Source organism: Streptomyces katrae (assembly GCF_000717655.1).
Classification (GTDB): domain Bacteria; phylum Actinomycetota; class Actinomycetes; order Streptomycetales; family Streptomycetaceae; genus Streptomyces; species Streptomyces katrae_B.
Map to the genome: position 1 here is coordinate 60,474 of NZ_JNZY01000045.1, position 14,597 is coordinate 75,070.

General features: G+C 73.6%; 13 protein-coding genes and 2 pseudogenes. 11 read left to right on the forward strand and 4 right to left on the reverse strand.

Translation table 11 applies throughout. The annotated features are described in order from the left end of the window. Nucleotides 1-35 precede the first annotated feature (35 nt). Together IF09_RS0134630 and IF09_RS0134635 are read left to right on the forward strand one after the other, a co-directional pair. Complete coding sequence (locus tag IF09_RS0134630) at nucleotides 36-734, forward strand: hypothetical protein (RefSeq protein ID WP_030302707.1); 699 nt, start codon at nucleotides 36-38, stop codon at nucleotides 732-734. Then, nucleotides 731-1,873 carry a GNAT family N-acetyltransferase gene (locus tag IF09_RS0134635; RefSeq protein WP_030302708.1) on the forward strand — a complete coding sequence of 381 codons (1,143 nt, stop codon included), beginning with the start codon at nucleotides 731-733 and terminating at the stop codon, nucleotides 1,871-1,873. The genes IF09_RS0134630 and IF09_RS0134635 overlap by 4 nt, the downstream gene beginning before the upstream one ends. A 5-nt stretch (nucleotides 1,874-1,878) precedes the next feature. On the opposite strand, the gene IF09_RS0134640 is transcribed toward IF09_RS0134635, so the two are convergent. Beyond that, nucleotides 1,879-3,486, reverse strand: coding sequence for a glycoside hydrolase family 26 protein (locus IF09_RS0134640; RefSeq protein WP_037636849.1), 1,608 nt, complete (start codon nucleotides 3,484-3,486; stop codon nucleotides 1,879-1,881). 294 nt (nucleotides 3,487-3,780) lie between these two features. Here IF09_RS0134640 and IF09_RS45190 point away from each other — a divergent pair, with 294 nt between their 5' ends. The 5 genes from IF09_RS45190 to IF09_RS0134660 all read left to right on the forward strand — a co-directional run bounded on the left by IF09_RS45190 (nucleotide 3,781) and on the right by IF09_RS0134660 (nucleotide 9,157). Beyond that, nucleotides 3,781-5,061: an ATP-grasp domain-containing protein gene (locus IF09_RS45190; RefSeq protein ID WP_418953093.1), complete on the forward strand. Its 1,281-nt coding sequence runs from the start codon at nucleotides 3,781-3,783 to the stop codon at nucleotides 5,059-5,061. Nucleotides 5,062-5,191: 130 nt separating this feature from the next. After that, complete coding sequence (locus tag IF09_RS0134650; protein ID WP_037636859.1) at nucleotides 5,192-6,466, forward strand: NAD(P)-binding domain-containing protein; 1,275 nt, start codon at nucleotides 5,192-5,194, stop codon at nucleotides 6,464-6,466. A gap of 18 nt (nucleotides 6,467-6,484) precedes the next feature. Beyond that, entirely contained in the window at nucleotides 6,485-6,775 is a 291-nt protein-coding gene (locus tag IF09_RS43860; protein ID WP_078613643.1) for a hypothetical protein, read from the forward strand. 12 nt (nucleotides 6,776-6,787) lie between these two features. Next, nucleotides 6,788-8,872 carry a SpoIIE family protein phosphatase gene (locus IF09_RS0134655; protein ID WP_030302713.1) on the forward strand — a complete coding sequence of 695 codons (2,085 nt, stop codon included), beginning with the start codon at nucleotides 6,788-6,790 and terminating at the stop codon, nucleotides 8,870-8,872. An 87-nt stretch (nucleotides 8,873-8,959) separates the two neighbouring features. Next, the gene (locus tag IF09_RS0134660) at nucleotides 8,960-9,157 is read left to right on the forward strand and encodes a hypothetical protein (RefSeq protein WP_051833417.1); all 198 of its coding nucleotides are present in this window, start codon (nucleotides 8,960-8,962) and stop codon (nucleotides 9,155-9,157) included. Nucleotides 9,158-9,189: 32 nt separating this feature from the next. On the opposite strand, the gene IF09_RS42205 is transcribed toward IF09_RS0134660, so the two are convergent. Beyond that, nucleotides 9,190-9,630, reverse strand: a complete 441-nt coding sequence (locus tag IF09_RS42205) for a DUF6299 family protein (RefSeq protein ID WP_051833431.1) — start codon at nucleotides 9,628-9,630, stop codon at nucleotides 9,190-9,192. A 164-nt stretch (nucleotides 9,631-9,794) separates the two neighbouring features. On the opposite strand from IF09_RS42205, the gene IF09_RS0134670 reads away from it, so the two are divergent. Both IF09_RS0134670 and IF09_RS0134675 read left to right on the forward strand, forming a co-directional pair. Next, nucleotides 9,795-10,400: a DUF4352 domain-containing protein gene (locus IF09_RS0134670; RefSeq protein ID WP_051833433.1), complete on the forward strand. Its 606-nt coding sequence runs from the start codon at nucleotides 9,795-9,797 to the stop codon at nucleotides 10,398-10,400. A gap of 56 nt (nucleotides 10,401-10,456) precedes the next feature. Then, complete coding sequence (locus tag IF09_RS0134675) at nucleotides 10,457-10,948, forward strand: DUF5949 family protein (protein WP_030302720.1); 492 nt, start codon at nucleotides 10,457-10,459, stop codon at nucleotides 10,946-10,948. A gap of 89 nt (nucleotides 10,949-11,037) precedes the next feature. Here IF09_RS0134675 and IF09_RS0134680 read toward each other — a convergent pair whose 3' ends face one another. Together IF09_RS0134680 and IF09_RS0134685 are read right to left on the reverse strand one after the other, a co-directional pair. Continuing rightward, nucleotides 11,038-12,306 (reverse strand): cytochrome P450, encoded by a 1,269-nt coding sequence (locus tag IF09_RS0134680; RefSeq protein ID WP_030302722.1) that lies wholly within the window; start codon nucleotides 12,304-12,306, stop codon nucleotides 11,038-11,040. A gap of 63 nt (nucleotides 12,307-12,369) precedes the next feature. Then, nucleotides 12,370-13,509, reverse strand: a complete 1,140-nt coding sequence (locus IF09_RS0134685; protein ID WP_030302724.1) for a low temperature requirement protein A — start codon at nucleotides 13,507-13,509, stop codon at nucleotides 12,370-12,372. Nucleotides 13,510-13,881: 372 nt separating this feature from the next. On the opposite strand from IF09_RS0134685, the pseudogene IF09_RS47620 reads away from it, so the two are divergent. Together IF09_RS47620 and IF09_RS0134700 are read left to right on the forward strand one after the other, a co-directional pair. After that, nucleotides 13,882-14,335, forward strand: a pseudogene (locus IF09_RS47620) (MFS transporter); the annotation flags it as partial. After that, nucleotides 14,334-14,597 (forward strand): annotated as a pseudogene (locus tag IF09_RS0134700) (hypothetical protein); the annotation flags it as partial. The pseudogenes IF09_RS47620 and IF09_RS0134700, both read left to right, overlap by 2 nt.

Consider the following 14,597-nt stretch of genomic DNA (forward strand, 5'->3'; position numbering starts at 1 on the left):
CGAAAGAACTCCCATTCCTCCAGGAAGGCACGTAGATGGCTGACACCGCCGATCAGAAGAAGCCCGATCAGAAGAAGCCCGACCGCCGTCGTCGCAAGGTGCGGCTGCTGCCGCCGCCCGCGTGGTGGCCTCTGCCCGTCGCCGCCGCACTGGGGCTGGCCGCCGGCGGGGGGTACGGGGTGCTCAAGGCGCCCGAGTACGCCGCCACCAGCTACGTCGTCGCCGTACCGGACGACACCACGGAGCCCGCGACCGCCCTCGGCTTCTCCCAGGCGTACGCGCGCATCGCGACCAGCAGTTCCACCCTCGCGTACGCCCAGCCCCGCGCGGGCATCAGCGCCCGCCGGCTCCGTACGCAGGTGCGCGCCGAGACCTCCCCCGAGTCCCCGATGATCGCCATCACCGGAACGTCGAAGAGCCCGACCGAGGCGGCCGACATCGCCAACGCCGTTGCCGATGCGCTCTCGCTGAGCAGCAATCAGGCCGCCAAGAACACCGGCGTCCAGCTGCTGCTGTTCAACCAGGCCGTCGCGCCGAGCGAGCCCGCCTCGCCGTCCGCCACCGTCAGCGGGGCCGTCGGGCTGTGCGCCGGCGGGCTGCTCGGCGGGCTGTGGCTGCTGGCCCGGCCCGGCCGCACCCGGCGGCCCGAGGAGCAGCCGGTCGTCGAGGAGTACGCCTCCCTGCCCGCCCAGGGCGACCACAACGAGACCAAGGAGAAGGAGTCCGTGCGATGACTGGGGGCTCCACCGGGGCCCTGTCGGTGACGCTGTGCCGCGACCCCCGGCAGTTCGCCGCGCTGGAAGAGCCGTGGAACCGGCTCTTCCGGGCCTGTCCCACCGCCACTCCCTTCCAGAGCCACGCCTGGCTGCACTCCTGGTGGCTCTCGTACGGCCGGGACGGGCGGCTGCGGATCGTGCTCGTACGGCGCGGCGGGGAACTCGTCGGGGTCTGCGCGCTGATGCTCGTCCACCGGCCGCTGCCGCTCCTGGTGCCGCTCGGCGGCGGCATCACCGACTACTTCGACGTGCTCGTGGATGCGGAGTACGCCGACCAGGTCGTTCCGGCGCTGGCCCGCGGCCTGCACCGGGCCGCCCGCGGCGCGGTCGTCGACCTGCGCGAGGTGCGGCCCGGGGCCGCCGCCGAGGTGCTGTACGGGGAGTGGCCGGGGATCCGGAGCAAGCTCGCCGACTCCACCTGCATGGAGCTGCCCGCGCTGCCGTTCGACGAGCTGGTCAAGCGGATGCCGGCCTCCGGTGCCCAACGGGTCCGGGCCAAGCTGCGCAAGACCGACGCGGCCGGGATCGAGGAGCACGAGGTCACCTGGCAGGAGGTGCCGCGCGCGGTGCGGACGCTGCTGCGGCTCCACGAGAAGCAGTGGCGCGGCCGCGGGGTGACCCCGGAGCACCTGAGGCCCCGCTTCGCCGAGCACCTGACCCGGGCCACCCGGCGGATGGTGCGGGCCGGCGAGGGCCGGCTGACGGAGTTCCGGCTGGACGGGAAGGTGGTCGCCGCCAACGTCACCCTGCTGTCCGGGGCGTTGAGCGGCGGCTACCTGTACGGGGCCGATCCGGACCTGCGGACCCGGAAGGTGGACGTGGCGACGCTGCTGCTGCGCTACGAGGCCGGCCGCGCCCTCGCGGAGGGCCGCCCGGTGGTGAGCTTCCTGCGCGGCAACGAGCCGTACAAGAACCACTGGCGGCCCGAGACGGTCGTCAATCAGCGGTTCCTGCTGGCCAGGACGGCCCTCGCGCCCCTGCTCCGCCTGCACGAATCGCAGGTGACGGGGCGCGAGCGTGCGGTGGACGCGCTGCGCGAGGCCCTGCCGGCCGCCAGGGACTGGCGGGCGCGGCTCAACGAACTGCGGGTCCGATGACGGTTCTACCAGGGCCAGAAGCCGGAGTCCTTGCCCCAGTTGATCTTGACGCAGACCGACTGCCTGCCGACCAGCTTGGAGAGCCACTCGCCGAAGTTGATCGGCACGCACCACTCCGTGCTGTTGGCGGGCGGTTCGGGAGGCTCGGGCTTCGGCACGACCGGACTCGGGACGGGGCTCGGGACGGGGCTCGGGACCGGGACCGGGACCTCCGGCGACGGGACCGGGCTCGGGATCTCCGGCGACGGGACCGGCACCGGGACGGGGTCCGGGCTCGGGCCCACCGGGGTCTCGGGCGACGGGACCGCCGGCGAGGGCTCGGGGACCGGCACGGGGACCGGCACGGGCTCGGGCACCGGCACGGGCTCGGGGCTCGGGCTCGTGCCCGGGATCTCCGGCGAGGGGACCGGGACCGGGAGCGGGACCTGCGGACTCGGGATCTCCGGGATCTCCGGGATCTCCGGCGACGGGATCGCCGGGGAGGGCACGGGGATCTCGGGGGTCGGGATCTGCGGGCTCGGCACGGCCGGGGTCGGGATCACCGGCGTCGGTACGACCGGGGTAGGTACGACGGGCGTCGGCACGACCGGCGACGGGATGACCGGCGTGGGCACCACGGGCGTCGGGACGGGGTCCGGACGCGGGGGCGCGAGCGCGGCCCGGAAGGCCTTCGCGGACCTCGGGTTCTGCTTGCACTGCCACACGCCGTGCGGGCAGTAGTCCGTGATGGTGTGGTACAGCGGCCTGTGCTGCTCGATCCACTTCAGCATGCGCCGTACGTACTCCGCGTTGTCCCCGTGCCGGAACAGCCCCCACTCCGGGTACGAGATCTCTTTGCCGTGCGCTTTCGCGAAATCCACGTGCTGTTGGAGCCCGTACGGCTGCTTGACCATCTCGTCGAACGTCTTGCCGGGAGCCTGGTCGTACGAATCCATGCCGACGATGTCGACCACGTCGTCGCCCGGGTAGCACTTGGTCCAGCCGATCGCGTCCGACCCGCGGTTGGGGGCGTAATCGAACTTGAACTCCGCACCGGGGACGGAACGCATCGCGTTGACGATCCGCCGCCAGTACTCCTTCCAGCCCTCCGGGTCCGGCGCGCAGCGGTGGGTGTACGTGGCGCCGTTCATCTCCCAGCCGAGCACGATCACCGTGTCCGGGACACCCAGCTCCACCAGCCGTCGGGCGAGCTTCTCGAAGTGCCGGTCGAACTCGCCCTTCGCGCCCGCCCGGATCAGCTGCGCCACCTTGCGGTCGGGGACCCGGTCCTCGTTGCGCTCCTGCATGGGCACGTTCAGGACGAACAGCCGGTCCGCCTTGGCGCGGCGCCACTCGGCCCACGGCTCCAGGAAGTCGGGGCCCTCGATGCGGGCCCAGCGGTCCCCGGGCAGATAGGTGTGGCCGACCCGGATCTCCTTGCCGCGCAGCCAGCGCGACAGGTTGGGGATCCGGGCGACTCCGGGCGGACCGGAGTCGAGAAAGGCGCCCATGGCGATGTCGGAGCCCTTGGGCTGCTCCCGCTCGGGGGCCGCGAGCGCGGCCCCGGTGGCGAGCAGTCCGGCCGTGACCGTACCGATGCAGGTGCTCGCCAGTCGGCGGTTTGGTCTGGGCATGGCGTCTCCCGAGCTTTCCTGAATCGGTGTGCTTGTCAAAGACGTTAGGCATCACATCTGACGAATGGCCTGTCCGGTGACCGCTGCGTAGGCCATTCGCAGCTGCGCATCCTCCCCGTTTGGTCCGACTAGGTGAAAGACACCGTTCCCATGCACGCGTTCGACGGCCATGTGCCCGCTGTAGTGCTCAGACTCGATCGGAATCCGTTCCACCACGGAACCCTCGGTGCCGTCAGATCTCTTGGGCGGAGGGGCGTGGAGGTCCATGCCGTCGTCGAGGCCGGGGGAGGTCCCATGGGGCGCTCGCGCTACCTGCACGCCGTGCATCCCGGACCGGCCGGCGGGCTGGACCCGGAGGCTCCGGAGACGCTGCTGGAGTGCCTGGTCGGGGTGTCGGAGCGGATCGGCAGGCCGGCGGTGCTCGTAGCGATGGACGATCTGAGCGCCATCGCCGTCGCGCGGATCGCACCGATGCTGGACGGGCGGTTCCGGATCCCCCATCAGCCCGACGGGCTGCCGGCGCGGGTGGCGGACAAGGCCGAGCTGGCGCGGCTGTGCGCGCGCTGGGACATCCCGCACCCGGAGACGGTGATCCCGGCGAGCGGGGCGGAGGCGGCGGAGGCCGCATGGCGCCTCGGCCTGCCGGTGGTCGCCAAGTGGAGCCGGCCCTGGCTGCTGCCTCCGGGCGGCGGGCTGCGCAGCACCGCGCTCGTGCACACCGCCGCCGAGGCGCGCCGCCTGTATGAGCGCACGGCGGAGGCCGGGAGCCGGCTGCTGCTCCAGCGGTTCCTGCCGGCCGGGACGGACACCGACTGGTTCTTCCACGGCGCCTTCGCCCGGGGCGGGCACCCGCTGCTGGTGGGGTCGGGCCGCAAGGAGCTGTCCTGGCCTGTGCGGACGGGGCTGACGGCGGTGGGGCGCTGGCTGCCGGATCCGGCGGTGGAGGAGGCGGGGCTGCGGCTCGCCGAACGGCTGGGCTACCAGGGGATCCTGGACCTGGACTTCCGCCGGGACGAGCAGGGCTGTTTCCGGCTGGTGGACTTCAACCCCCGGCCGGGCGCGCAGTTCCGGCTGTTCACGGAGGCGGGCGGGCTGGACGTGGTCCAGGCGATGTACCTGGACCTGACGGGGCAACGGGTCCCGGAGCCCTCGGGCGGTCCGGGCCGGGTGTTCGTCGCGGAGAACTACGCCCTGCTGGCGTCGCTCCGCGGCCGCCGGCTCCCGTGGCGGTCCCCGGCCCGCCCGCCGCTCCCGTCCCCCTCGGCACCCGAAGACGCCGGCCCGGGGCAGGACCGCGCCGCGGGCGGCGGGCCCGCGCCGGTGCGGGTGGCGCCGTGGGCGGAGCGGGGGCGGGTGGAAGCGGCCTGGTTCGCCGCCGACGACCCGATGCCGTTCCTCGCGATGCTGGCCGCGTTCCTGGGCCGGGGCGCGGGGAAGGGGGTGCGCGCGCTGCGCGGTGTACCGGCACACGGCCGCCGTACGGCCCGGGCCGTGGTCCGCGCCCCGCGCCAGCGCGCCCGCGACCTGACCCCGTCGACCGCCCCTGCCGAACCGGACGAACTGGTGACCCGATGACGACCCGCCACCCACCCCCGCCCCGGCCCCCGGCGCGTTCTCCGGGGCCGCAGGAGCCCGTCATGCGCAGGGCCGGAGGCACTGGCACGGGCGAGGGGTCCATGAGACTGGAGGGACAGCGGTGACGCGGGTGGACGACCTCGTCGTGGTCGGCGCCGGGCCGTACGGGCTGTCGGTCGCCGCGCACGCGGCGGCGGCGGGCCTCGGAGTACGGGTGCTCGGGCGGCCCATGGCCTCGTGGCGGGACCACATGCCCGAGGGCATGTACCTGAAGTCGGAGCCCTGGTCCTCCAACCTGTCCGCACCCGGCGGCCGGCACACCCTCGCCGCCTACTGCGCCACCCGGGGGCTGGCGGCCGAGCACGGCAGCCCGCTCCCGATCGGCACCTTCAGCTCGTACGGCATGTGGTTCGCCCGCCGCGCCGCGCCCGAGGTGGAGGAGGTGACGGTCACCGAGGTCAGCCCGCAGGGCGACGGGTTCCTGGTCCGCACCGCCGAGGGACCGCCGCTGCTCGCCCGTACGATCGCGATCGCCGTCGGGGTGATGCCGTTCGTGCACCTCCCCGAGGCGCTGCGGGAGCTGCCCCCCGGGCACTGCTCGCACAGCAGCGGCCACCGCGACCTGGCCCGGTTCGCCGGCCGGGAGGTCGCAGTGGTCGGGGCCGGGCAGGCGGCCCTGGAGACCGCCGCCCTGCTGGCCGAGAACGGGGCCCGGCCCTGTCTCGTCGCCCGCCGGTCCCGGCTGAACTGGAACACCGTGCCCCAGCCGCTGGAGCGCCCGGCCCTGCGCGCGCTGCGCGATCCGCACAGCGGCCTCGGCACCGGCTGGCGCAGCTGGGTGTGGTCGGAGCTGCCCTGGGCGGTGCGCCGGCTGCCCGCGCCGACCCGGGAGCGGATCGCCGCGAACGCGCTCGGGCCGGCCGGGGCCTGGTGGCTGCGGGACCGCTTCGAGCGGAGCGTCCCGGTGCTGCTGGGGCACCGGCTGCACCGGGCGGTGCCGGCGGGCGGGCGGACCCGGCTCGGGCTGACCACCGCGGCCGGGGAGTCCGTCGTACTGGACGTCGCGCACGTCGTCGCGGCCACCGGGTTCGCCCCGCACCTGGACCGGCTGGAGCTGCTGGACGCCCGGCTGCGTGCCGCCCTGGACACCGTCGGGCACAGCGGCACGCCGGAGCTCAGTGCCGGTTTCGAGTCCTCCTGGCCCGGACTGTTCTTCGCGGGGCTGCTGACGGCTCCCTCATTCGGCCCTTCCATGCGATTCGTGCACGGTGCGGGGTTCACGGCGGGGAGACTGGTCGGAGGAGTCCGAAAGCGCCTCGGCGCCCGGGGCAGGCCGGCGGGCTCCGCCGGGACCGTACGGCCAGACCGGGCCGGTGCCGGGCATCCGAAGACGTCTCTGCGGTGAGGTCGAGAGGGGTCCGCGATGAGTGCGGAGCAGCGAGCACAGGGCCGTGGCTGGGTACGCATTCCCGCCAGCCGGGCGGAGCAGCCCGCCGCGCCCAGGTCTGCCGCGCCGAGGACCGCCGCCGGGCCCAGGACCACACCGCCCAGGACCGCCTCGCCGTACGCCCCTCCCGCGCATGCGGCACCGGACCAGCCGACCATCTACCTCTCCCTCGTCAAGCGCTGGCGGGAGGCCGGGCGCACCCTTCCGGGGCATCCTGACGAGGAGTGGGAGCGGCTGATCTCCCAGCCGTGCTGGCCCGGCCGTTAGGTGGTGTGTCTCGTGGCAGCGGCGGAGCGCGACAGATCCGAGCAGGGCCGGCGGGACCCTGTGACCGGGCCCGGGGAGCGGCTCGCGCTCAACGGCATGGGCAGCTTCGAGTGGGACCTGGACACCGGGACGCTGTTGCTGGACGAGGCCGGGCTCGTGGTCTTCGACCTCGAGCGGGAGGAGTTCGGCGACACCCCGGAGGGCCTGGGGCTGCGGATCCCCGCCGACGACGGCGCACGGCTGGCGGAGTCCACGCAGGCCGCCCTGGACGGCGGCGCCGAGACGTACGGCGCGTACTTCACGGTGCAGCGGCGCGACGGCGTCGACCAGTGGACGCACACGCAGGGCCGGATCCTGCGGGACGCCGGCGGGCGGCCCCTGCGGATCCTCGGGATCGTGCGGGACGCGACCGCCGAGCTCGCGCACGCCACCATCCTGCGGAAGCTGGAGTCGGCGCGGGCCCAGCAGGCCACGATCGTGCAGCGGACGACGGAGGCCCTGTCGCGGGCGGTGACCGTCGACGACGTCACGGCCACGCTGACCGGGGCCGGAGCCCTGGAGCGGCTCGGCGCGGACGGGCTGGCCCTGGGGCTGGTCGAGAACGGCGCCATCAAGATCATCGCGCTGAGCGGGGAGTCGCTGGAGATCCTCAGCGAGCGCAAGTTCACCCGGCTGGACGGCTCGCTGCCGCTGTCGCAGGCGGTGCTCACGCGCAAGGCGCGCTTCGTCACCTCCCTCGCCGAACTGGCGGGCGAGTTCCCGCTGCTCGCGGACTACCTGCGCCGGATCCGCTTCGATGCCGCCGCCTATCTGCCACTGATCGCACAGGCCAAGGCCATCGGCGGGCTCGTGCTGTTCTACCGGCGGCGCAGCGAGTTCAGCCCGGAGGAGCGCAATCTGTGCCTGGGCCTGGCGGGCATCGTGGCGCAGTCCCTCCAGCGTGCGCTCCTGTTCGACCAGGAGCGGGAGTTCGCGACCGGCCTGCAGGCCTCCATGCTCCCGCGCCGGATCCCGGAGATCAGCGGCGGCGAGATCGCGGTGCGCTACCACTCCGCGTGGAGCGGGCGGGAGGTCGGCGGTGACTGGTACGACGTGATCGCGCTGCCCCGCGACCGGGTCGGCATCGTCGTGGGCGACGTACAGGGCCACGACACGCACGCCGCGGCGATCATGGGCCAGCTGCGGATCGCGCTGCGCGCGTACGCGGGAGAGGGGCATCCTCCGTCGACCGTGCTGGCACGGGCCTCGCGCTTCCTGGCCGAGCTCGACACCGAGCGCTTCGCGACCTGCATGTACGCACAGGTGGACCTGGAGACCGGCGGCGTACGGGCGGTCCGCGCGGGCCATCTCGGGCCGCTGATCCGGCACACGGACGGGCGTACGGGCTGGCCCAACGTACGCGGCGGGCTGCCGCTCGGACTGGCCTCGGTCTTCGAGCAGGAGGACTTCCCCGAGACCCGGCTCGACCTGGTCCCCGGGGAGACGCTGGTGCTGTGCACCGACGGCCTGGTGGAGGAACCCGGTACCGCCATCACCCAGGGCATGGAGGCCCTGGCGCACGCCGTGCGCAGCGGGCCGCAGGAGGCGGGGGCGCTCGCCGACCACCTCTCGGACCGGCTCTGGGAGCGCTGGGGCTCCGGCGACGACGTGGCCCTGCTGGTGCTGCGCCGGGCCCCCGACCCGGGCACCCACCGGGCCCCGCGGATCCACCAGTACATCCACCAGGCGGACCCGGAGGGGCTCTCGGAGGCCCGCTACGCCCTGCGCCAGGCGCTGCGCGACTGGGGCATGCCGGAGCTCGCCGACGACGTGGAACTTGCGGCCGGGGAGCTGCTGGTCAACGCCCTGCTGCACACGGACGGCGGAGCGGTGCTGACCATGGAGGTGCTGCCGGAGCCGGTCCGGCGGATCCGGCTGTGGGTGAAGGACCGCTCCAGCGTCTGGCCGCGCCGGCGCACCCCGGGCGAGGCCGCCACCACGGGGCGCGGGCTGCTGCTGGTGGACGCGCTGGCCACGCACTGGGGAGTGGAGTCCCGGGGTGACGGCAAGGCCGTGTGGTGCGAGTTCGACGTCGCGGGCGCCCGGAGCATGGGGTGATCCGGGGCCCGGGTGACCGGATGGTCACGCCGAGTTGTGGAGCAGCGGGGGTGGAGTGATGATGCGGTCCATGGAACGGACGACCGCATGGACACGGATCCTGCCGTGCACCGGCTGAACAAGCGGCCGGGCAAGGGCGCCACGACCGCTCTGCTCGCGCTGCTCCTGCTGGCCGTCGGGGTTCCGACGGCCGTGCACGGCACGGCGGGGCGCCCCCCTGCCGATACCGGCTGCCGGACCGTCGCGTTCATGTCGATGACCGGCGTGGCGCCCGCCTGCCGGTAGCGGCGGCTACCGGCTACGGCCGGGTGCGTGCCTCAGTGGTGCTTCTCCTCCAGCCGGATCTGCCGCTCCGTCTTCGCCAGGTAGGACACGCGCAAGGTGAACCCGGAGTGCAGGCTCGCGGACTGGAGCCTGGCCTCCGCGCCGGCCGCACCCGGGTGCAGGTGCACCAGGTCCAGCGGGGCCGACGCGGACCAGTCGTGCTCGTACCCGTCGCAGACGGCCTCCTCGCCGCCGAAGCCGAGGCGGGTTCCGCCCTGCACGAGCGTGACCTGGATCTGCACTCCACGGGGTGACGAGGGCCGGCACGTGTAGGTCCCGGAAAGGGTGACGCGGCCGCCGTCGGAGAGGTGACCGAATTCCTGTACGGAAATCTCGTCGCCGTGGGTCCGGGCGCCGGCGGGAGTGGTGCATACGGTGGCCGCGGCCAGCGCGGAGAGCACCGTGACGGCCAGTCGGCGGGTGGAAACTCGCATGAATCCTCCATGGGGGGTGGGTCGGCACAAAAGCGCCGAAACGCATTGTGCTGGCAGATGGCGGGCAACTCCTTCCGCACGCCCGTGTCGGTGTGTGCAATTGCCCGCTCGGGCGCGTGAGACTGACCGGAATACGTCCCCGAAGGTCCCCGAAGGGATCGCGCATGCGCCAGTCCGCTTCCGTCCTCGCCGCCGCTCTCCTGCCCCTCCTGCTGTTCGGTGCCACGGCCTGTTCCGGCGCCCCCGAGGGGGCCGCGCTCGCCCCGGCCGCGGCGCCCGCCGTCCCGGTGGACGACGGCGCGCCGGGCGCCGAGGAGGATCCGGCCGCGGCCCCCGGGGCGGGCCAGGCCGCCGTGAAGGATGCCCACGTGGGTGACTCCGTACGGGTGCACGGCCGCCAGGTGGGCCGGCACCTGCAGGCCGTGCTCACCGCGTACGTCGACCCCGCGGTCAGCGTGGAGAAGAACTACGCGCCGCCCGCGGGCAAGCGCTGGGTGGCCGCCTCGATGTCGTTCGTCAACGTCGGCGGGGCCTCGTACGGGGCCCTCGGGCGCATGTGGGCGTACGACAGCGCGGGGGGCCGCCACCCGGTGGTGCCGACCGGTGAACTGACCACCGGCAAACCGCTCGTCTTCGATTCCCTCGCCGTAGGCGAGCAGGCCGATGGATGGGTGGTGTTCGAAATCCCGGAAAAGGCGCGCATTGTGCGGCTCCAGTACCAGGACACGAACATTCACGCGAATTCCGAAGAGGGATTCTGGGCCGTCTAGCCCGCCCGGGTGAAAGGCCTGAAAGGGCCGCGGGAGAGACCACTAGGGTGCGGCGCATGACTTCAACTCAAGCCGAAATCGACCGGTCCCAGCTCGGCACCCTTTCCGTGCTCGCCTGGATCGGCGACCCCTCCGAGGGCCACGACATCCCGTACCTGCTCGCCTACACCCTCGGCGACGGACCGCAGGGGCGGGAGGCCGGCGAGAAGGCCGCCCGCGGGCTGCTGGAGGAGATCGGCCTGCCCATCGGTGACGTGGTCATGGACGGCACCCGCAACCCGGCCGCCTTCCCGGTGCAGATCATGCTGGCGGGCAACCAGGTCGCGCTGACCCTGCCCGGGCTGAACGCGACCTGCACCGCCCCGGCCGAGTGGGTCGCCGCGGCGAACGAGAGCGGCCAGGCCTACTTCCTGTTCGCCACGCGCGCCTGGCCCGAGGCCGTCCCGGGGGAGCCGGTCGCGCCGGAAACCCTCCAGGCGTTCGCAGGGGACGAGGCCGTGCTCACGGGCAGCGCCCACTGCGTGCTCACGGTCCGGCGCCTGCAGTAGCAGGCCCCGGGGACCGAGCCCCTCCTCCGGCCGCCGGGCTCCCAGCCTGCCCGGTGGCCGGTTCCCCGTTGCGGGGGCCCACATCGGCCCTACGGGCGTTCGAAGGCGAAGCGGAGCGAGCGGACGCGGTTGTCGAAGTTCGAGCCCGCCAGGTCCGGCAGCCCCACCGCACGCAGTCCCACCGGCCGGGTCAGCAGTTCGCGGAACAGGGCCTTCATCTCCACCCGGGCCAGGTGCGCGCCCAGGCAGAAGTGCGGGCCGCCGCCGCCGAAGCCCAGGTGCGGATTGGGCGAGCGGGTGATGTCGAAGGCGTCGGGGTCGGGGAAGACGGCCTCGTCGCGGTTGGCGGACGCGTAGTACAGCACCACCTTGTCGCCGGGCCGGAACAGGTGGCCGCCCAGGGTGTGTTCGGCTGCCACGGTCCGGCGAAACTGGATGATCGGCGTCGAGTGCCGGATCATCTCGTCCACCGCGCCGTCCGCGTACGCCTCGAAGTCCTCGAGCAGCAGGTCCCGTTGGCCGGGGTGATCGGTCAGCAGCGTCAGCCCGTGGGTGATCGCGTTGCGCGTGGTCTCCACCCCGGCCACCATCAGCAGCGAGAAGAACGCCCCCAGCTGGCGGGCGTTCAGCGCCTGCCCGTCCACGTCCGCGGTGACCAGGGCGGAGATCAGGTCGTCGGTGGGGTTCTTGCGCCGCTCCCGCCCGATGCCCGCGACCATCCGCTGCATCTTGGCCAGGGCCCGCAGCCCGCGGCCGGGCATCCGCAGCCGCGAGGCCAGGCCCCGCTCGACGCCGATGTTCTCCGAGGCGTGGTTGACCCGGTCGGCGATCTCGGCGCGGTAGCGCTCCGGGATGCCCATCATGTTGCAGATGACCTCGAGCGGCAGCCGGGAGGACACGGCCGAGACGAACTCGTCGGGCCCGTCCTCCAGTACGTCGTCCACGATCCGGGCGGCCACCGCGTGGATGTCCTGCTCGGCCGCGGCCAGCAGCCGCGGCGTGAACGCCCGCTGCACGATCTTGCGCAGCTGCGCGTGGTCGGCGCCGTCCAGGTTGACCATCGAGTCCCCGAACAGCGCCCGCACCCACCGGGCCGGTTCGGGTGTGGTCACCCCGGGCGCGCTGGCGAACACCTTCGGGAGCCGGCTCGCCTCCTGCACGTCCGCGTGCCGTACGAGGGCCCAGTGCCCGCGGCCCTTCCCCTCGGGCACGTAGACCGGGGACTCCAGCGCCCGCAGCCGGGCGAACGCCGCGAGCCGCGCGGCTGGGGGCTGCTGCCAGAACGCAGGGTCGGCGAGCTCCCCGTACTCCGCCACCGCCGCGCCCGAGCCCGTGTCCTGCTGTACCGGGACCTTCATCGTTTCTTCTTCCTGTCGCCGGCGCGCTCGCCGGGCCGCCGCGGCCGGCGCCGCCCGCCGTCCTCACGCACCAGAACGCTCGCGGTGCACCAAGGTCACGCCCACCGCGACGGTGGCCGCGGCGACCAGCCCGGCCCACAGCACCGCCTGCGCGCCGGTCCACGCGCACGCGAGGATCACCAGCGCCGAGACGGGCAGCACCAGTTGCTGGGCCGTACCGCGCTTGAAGTGGCGGGAGTGCAGCAGCCAGACGAAGGCGAAGAACAGGGCCGCCGGGATGCACACCGAGAGGTTGGCGGCGAGCGTCGAGATGTGGGCCTTGCCGACCGTGTGCTCGATCGCCACCTCGATGCCCGCCCCGATGGCCGCGGCCGACGCGAAGATCACGAAGTGCCCGTATCCCCAGGGGATGGCCTGGCGGTTGCTCTGCAGCCGGTCGTGCGCGGGGACGGCGAAGTAGATCCACCAGGCGGCGTAGACCAGCAGCAGCCCGCCCGCCGCGATCGGCAGCAGCTCGCCCAGCGCCTCGTGCTCGTCGATCGCCGACTGGACCGCGACCGTGCTGGCGGCGATGGTCTCGCCGAGCACGATGATGGTGAACAGGCCGTACCGTTCGGCGATGTGGTGCGGATGCCACTGGGTCTGGTAGCTGCGCTCGGCCAGGACCGGAACGAGCAGCTCCATCATCACGAGCACCAGGAAGAGCCATCTGCGGGAGCGCTCGGGGGCCGCGAGCAGCGCCACCCAGCCCGCCTGGCAGACCACCAGCCCGATCGCGTACGTGAGGGCGGTGCGCCGGGCCGGGCCCTGCTCCCCGGCGGCGGCGCGCAGCCACTGCGCCGTGAGCGCGAGACGCATCACCACGTAGCCGAGGACGGCGACGGTCCAGTCGTTGTCGCTGAAGGCGCGCGGGATCCCGGCCGAGTAGACGAGCACGCCGGCGATCTGCACCAGGGTCGCGATCCGGTACGGCACGTCGTCGACGTCGTAGGCGGAGGCGAACCAGGTGAAGTTCATCCAGGCCCACCACACGCCGAAGAACACGAAGAGGTAGCCGGTGATGCCGGCGGCGACGTGGTCCTCGGCGAGTGCGTGGACCAGCTGCCGGCCGGCCTGTGCCACCGCGACCACGAAGCAGAGGTCGAAGAACAGCTCCAGCGGGGTCGCGGCCCGGTGGCCCTCGTCCCGGCTGCGGGAGGTCATTGGTACGTACGTCACACCGCCAGGACACCAGCCGTACGCCGGCCGGCAGGCGAGGCGCGCGGCCGGCGGGGCCGCGAACCCCTGACCTACGCCCGGCGGGCCGACCCATGCACTGCGGGCGACGGGACCCTGTCCTTCGACGGCCCCGGAACCCGCTTCGTCACCTTCCTCTCCGGGGGCCTTCGCGCTGCCCGGCACCCCGTCGCCCGAGGCGGCGCGGGTCGCCCGGGCCAAGGCGGTCTTCGAGGCGCAGGGGCGGACCGCCGTGTGAGCCGTCCGAGGAGTCCGAGCCGTCCGCGGCCTCACCCGTCCGGCCCCTCCATGACCCCGTCATAGCGGGCCTGATCGGTACAGACCGCCTAGCGTGGTGCTGTGTCCGAGCCCTCAGAAGTCCTCGCGGCCGAGCCGCCCCCGCCCCCGTCCGCGCCTCCGCGCCCGGCCGAGTCGCCGGGGGCCGGGAGCCTCCCACCGGCCGGGGGATCCGTCTCCGCCCGGGGCACCCTGGCCGGCACGGTCGTCTCGCTGCTGTTGCTCATCGCCGCGGTCGTGCTCGGCAGCCGGCTCCTGAGCGACTTCGACTCCGCGCTGCTGCCGTACGCCGTCGCCACCGTCTTCCTCGCCTTCGGCGTGGCCTTACCGGTACACGGTCTGGGTCTCCGCGCCCGGCACACGGCAGCTGTTCACGAAGGGCTTCGGCAGCTTCTTCTGCGCCGCCGACTTCCGCAAGGCTCCGACCGCCCTGCCGCGGATGACCGCCACCCACCTCGGCTTCCAGAAGTTCCTCGGCGCCTGCTCGCGCTCCCGCTGGGCCGCCCACCAGCTCGTCCGGCTACGGCGGCCCGCGGATCCGGCACACGGGTCCTGGCCCGGGCGCCGGCACCGAACAGGAGCCGGAGCGGTCCTCCAGGCTCAAGGCCCGTCCGGCCCTGGCCCTCACCGTCGTGAGCGGCCAGCTCCGGGCGCTCACGGTGACAGTCAACGAGTGGGTGGAGGGCAACACCGGTACGGCCTGGTGGGCGGCGGGGTCCCTGATCCTGTCCTTCCTCGTCGTGCTGGGACTGCGGCTCCTCGACCCGAAGGACCGATGA

Coding starts and splice junctions, on each gene's coding strand:
- IF09_RS43860 (WP_078613643.1), top strand. CDS start 6,485: ATGAGTGCGGAGCAGCGAGCACAGGGCCGTGGCTGGGTACGCATTCCC.
- IF09_RS0134675 (WP_030302720.1), top strand. CDS start 10,457: ATGACTTCAACTCAAGCCGAAATCGACCGGTCCCAGCTCGGCACCCTT.
- IF09_RS0134640 (WP_037636849.1), bottom strand. CDS start 3,486: ATGCCCAGACCAAACCGCCGACTGGCGAGCACCTGCATCGGTACGGTC.
- IF09_RS45190 (WP_418953093.1), top strand. CDS start 3,781: ATGGGGCGCTCGCGCTACCTGCACGCCGTGCATCCCGGACCGGCCGGC.
- IF09_RS0134630 (WP_030302707.1), top strand. CDS start 36: ATGGCTGACACCGCCGATCAGAAGAAGCCCGATCAGAAGAAGCCCGAC.
- IF09_RS0134680 (WP_030302722.1), bottom strand. CDS start 12,306: ATGAAGGTCCCGGTACAGCAGGACACGGGCTCGGGCGCGGCGGTGGCG.
- IF09_RS0134670 (WP_051833433.1), top strand. CDS start 9,795: ATGCGCCAGTCCGCTTCCGTCCTCGCCGCCGCTCTCCTGCCCCTCCTG.
- IF09_RS0134660 (WP_051833417.1), top strand. CDS start 8,960: ATGGACACGGATCCTGCCGTGCACCGGCTGAACAAGCGGCCGGGCAAG.
- IF09_RS0134635 (WP_030302708.1), top strand. CDS start 731: ATGACTGGGGGCTCCACCGGGGCCCTGTCGGTGACGCTGTGCCGCGAC.
- IF09_RS0134685 (WP_030302724.1), bottom strand. CDS start 13,509: ATGACCTCCCGCAGCCGGGACGAGGGCCACCGGGCCGCGACCCCGCTG.
- IF09_RS42205 (WP_051833431.1), bottom strand. CDS start 9,630: ATGCGAGTTTCCACCCGCCGACTGGCCGTCACGGTGCTCTCCGCGCTG.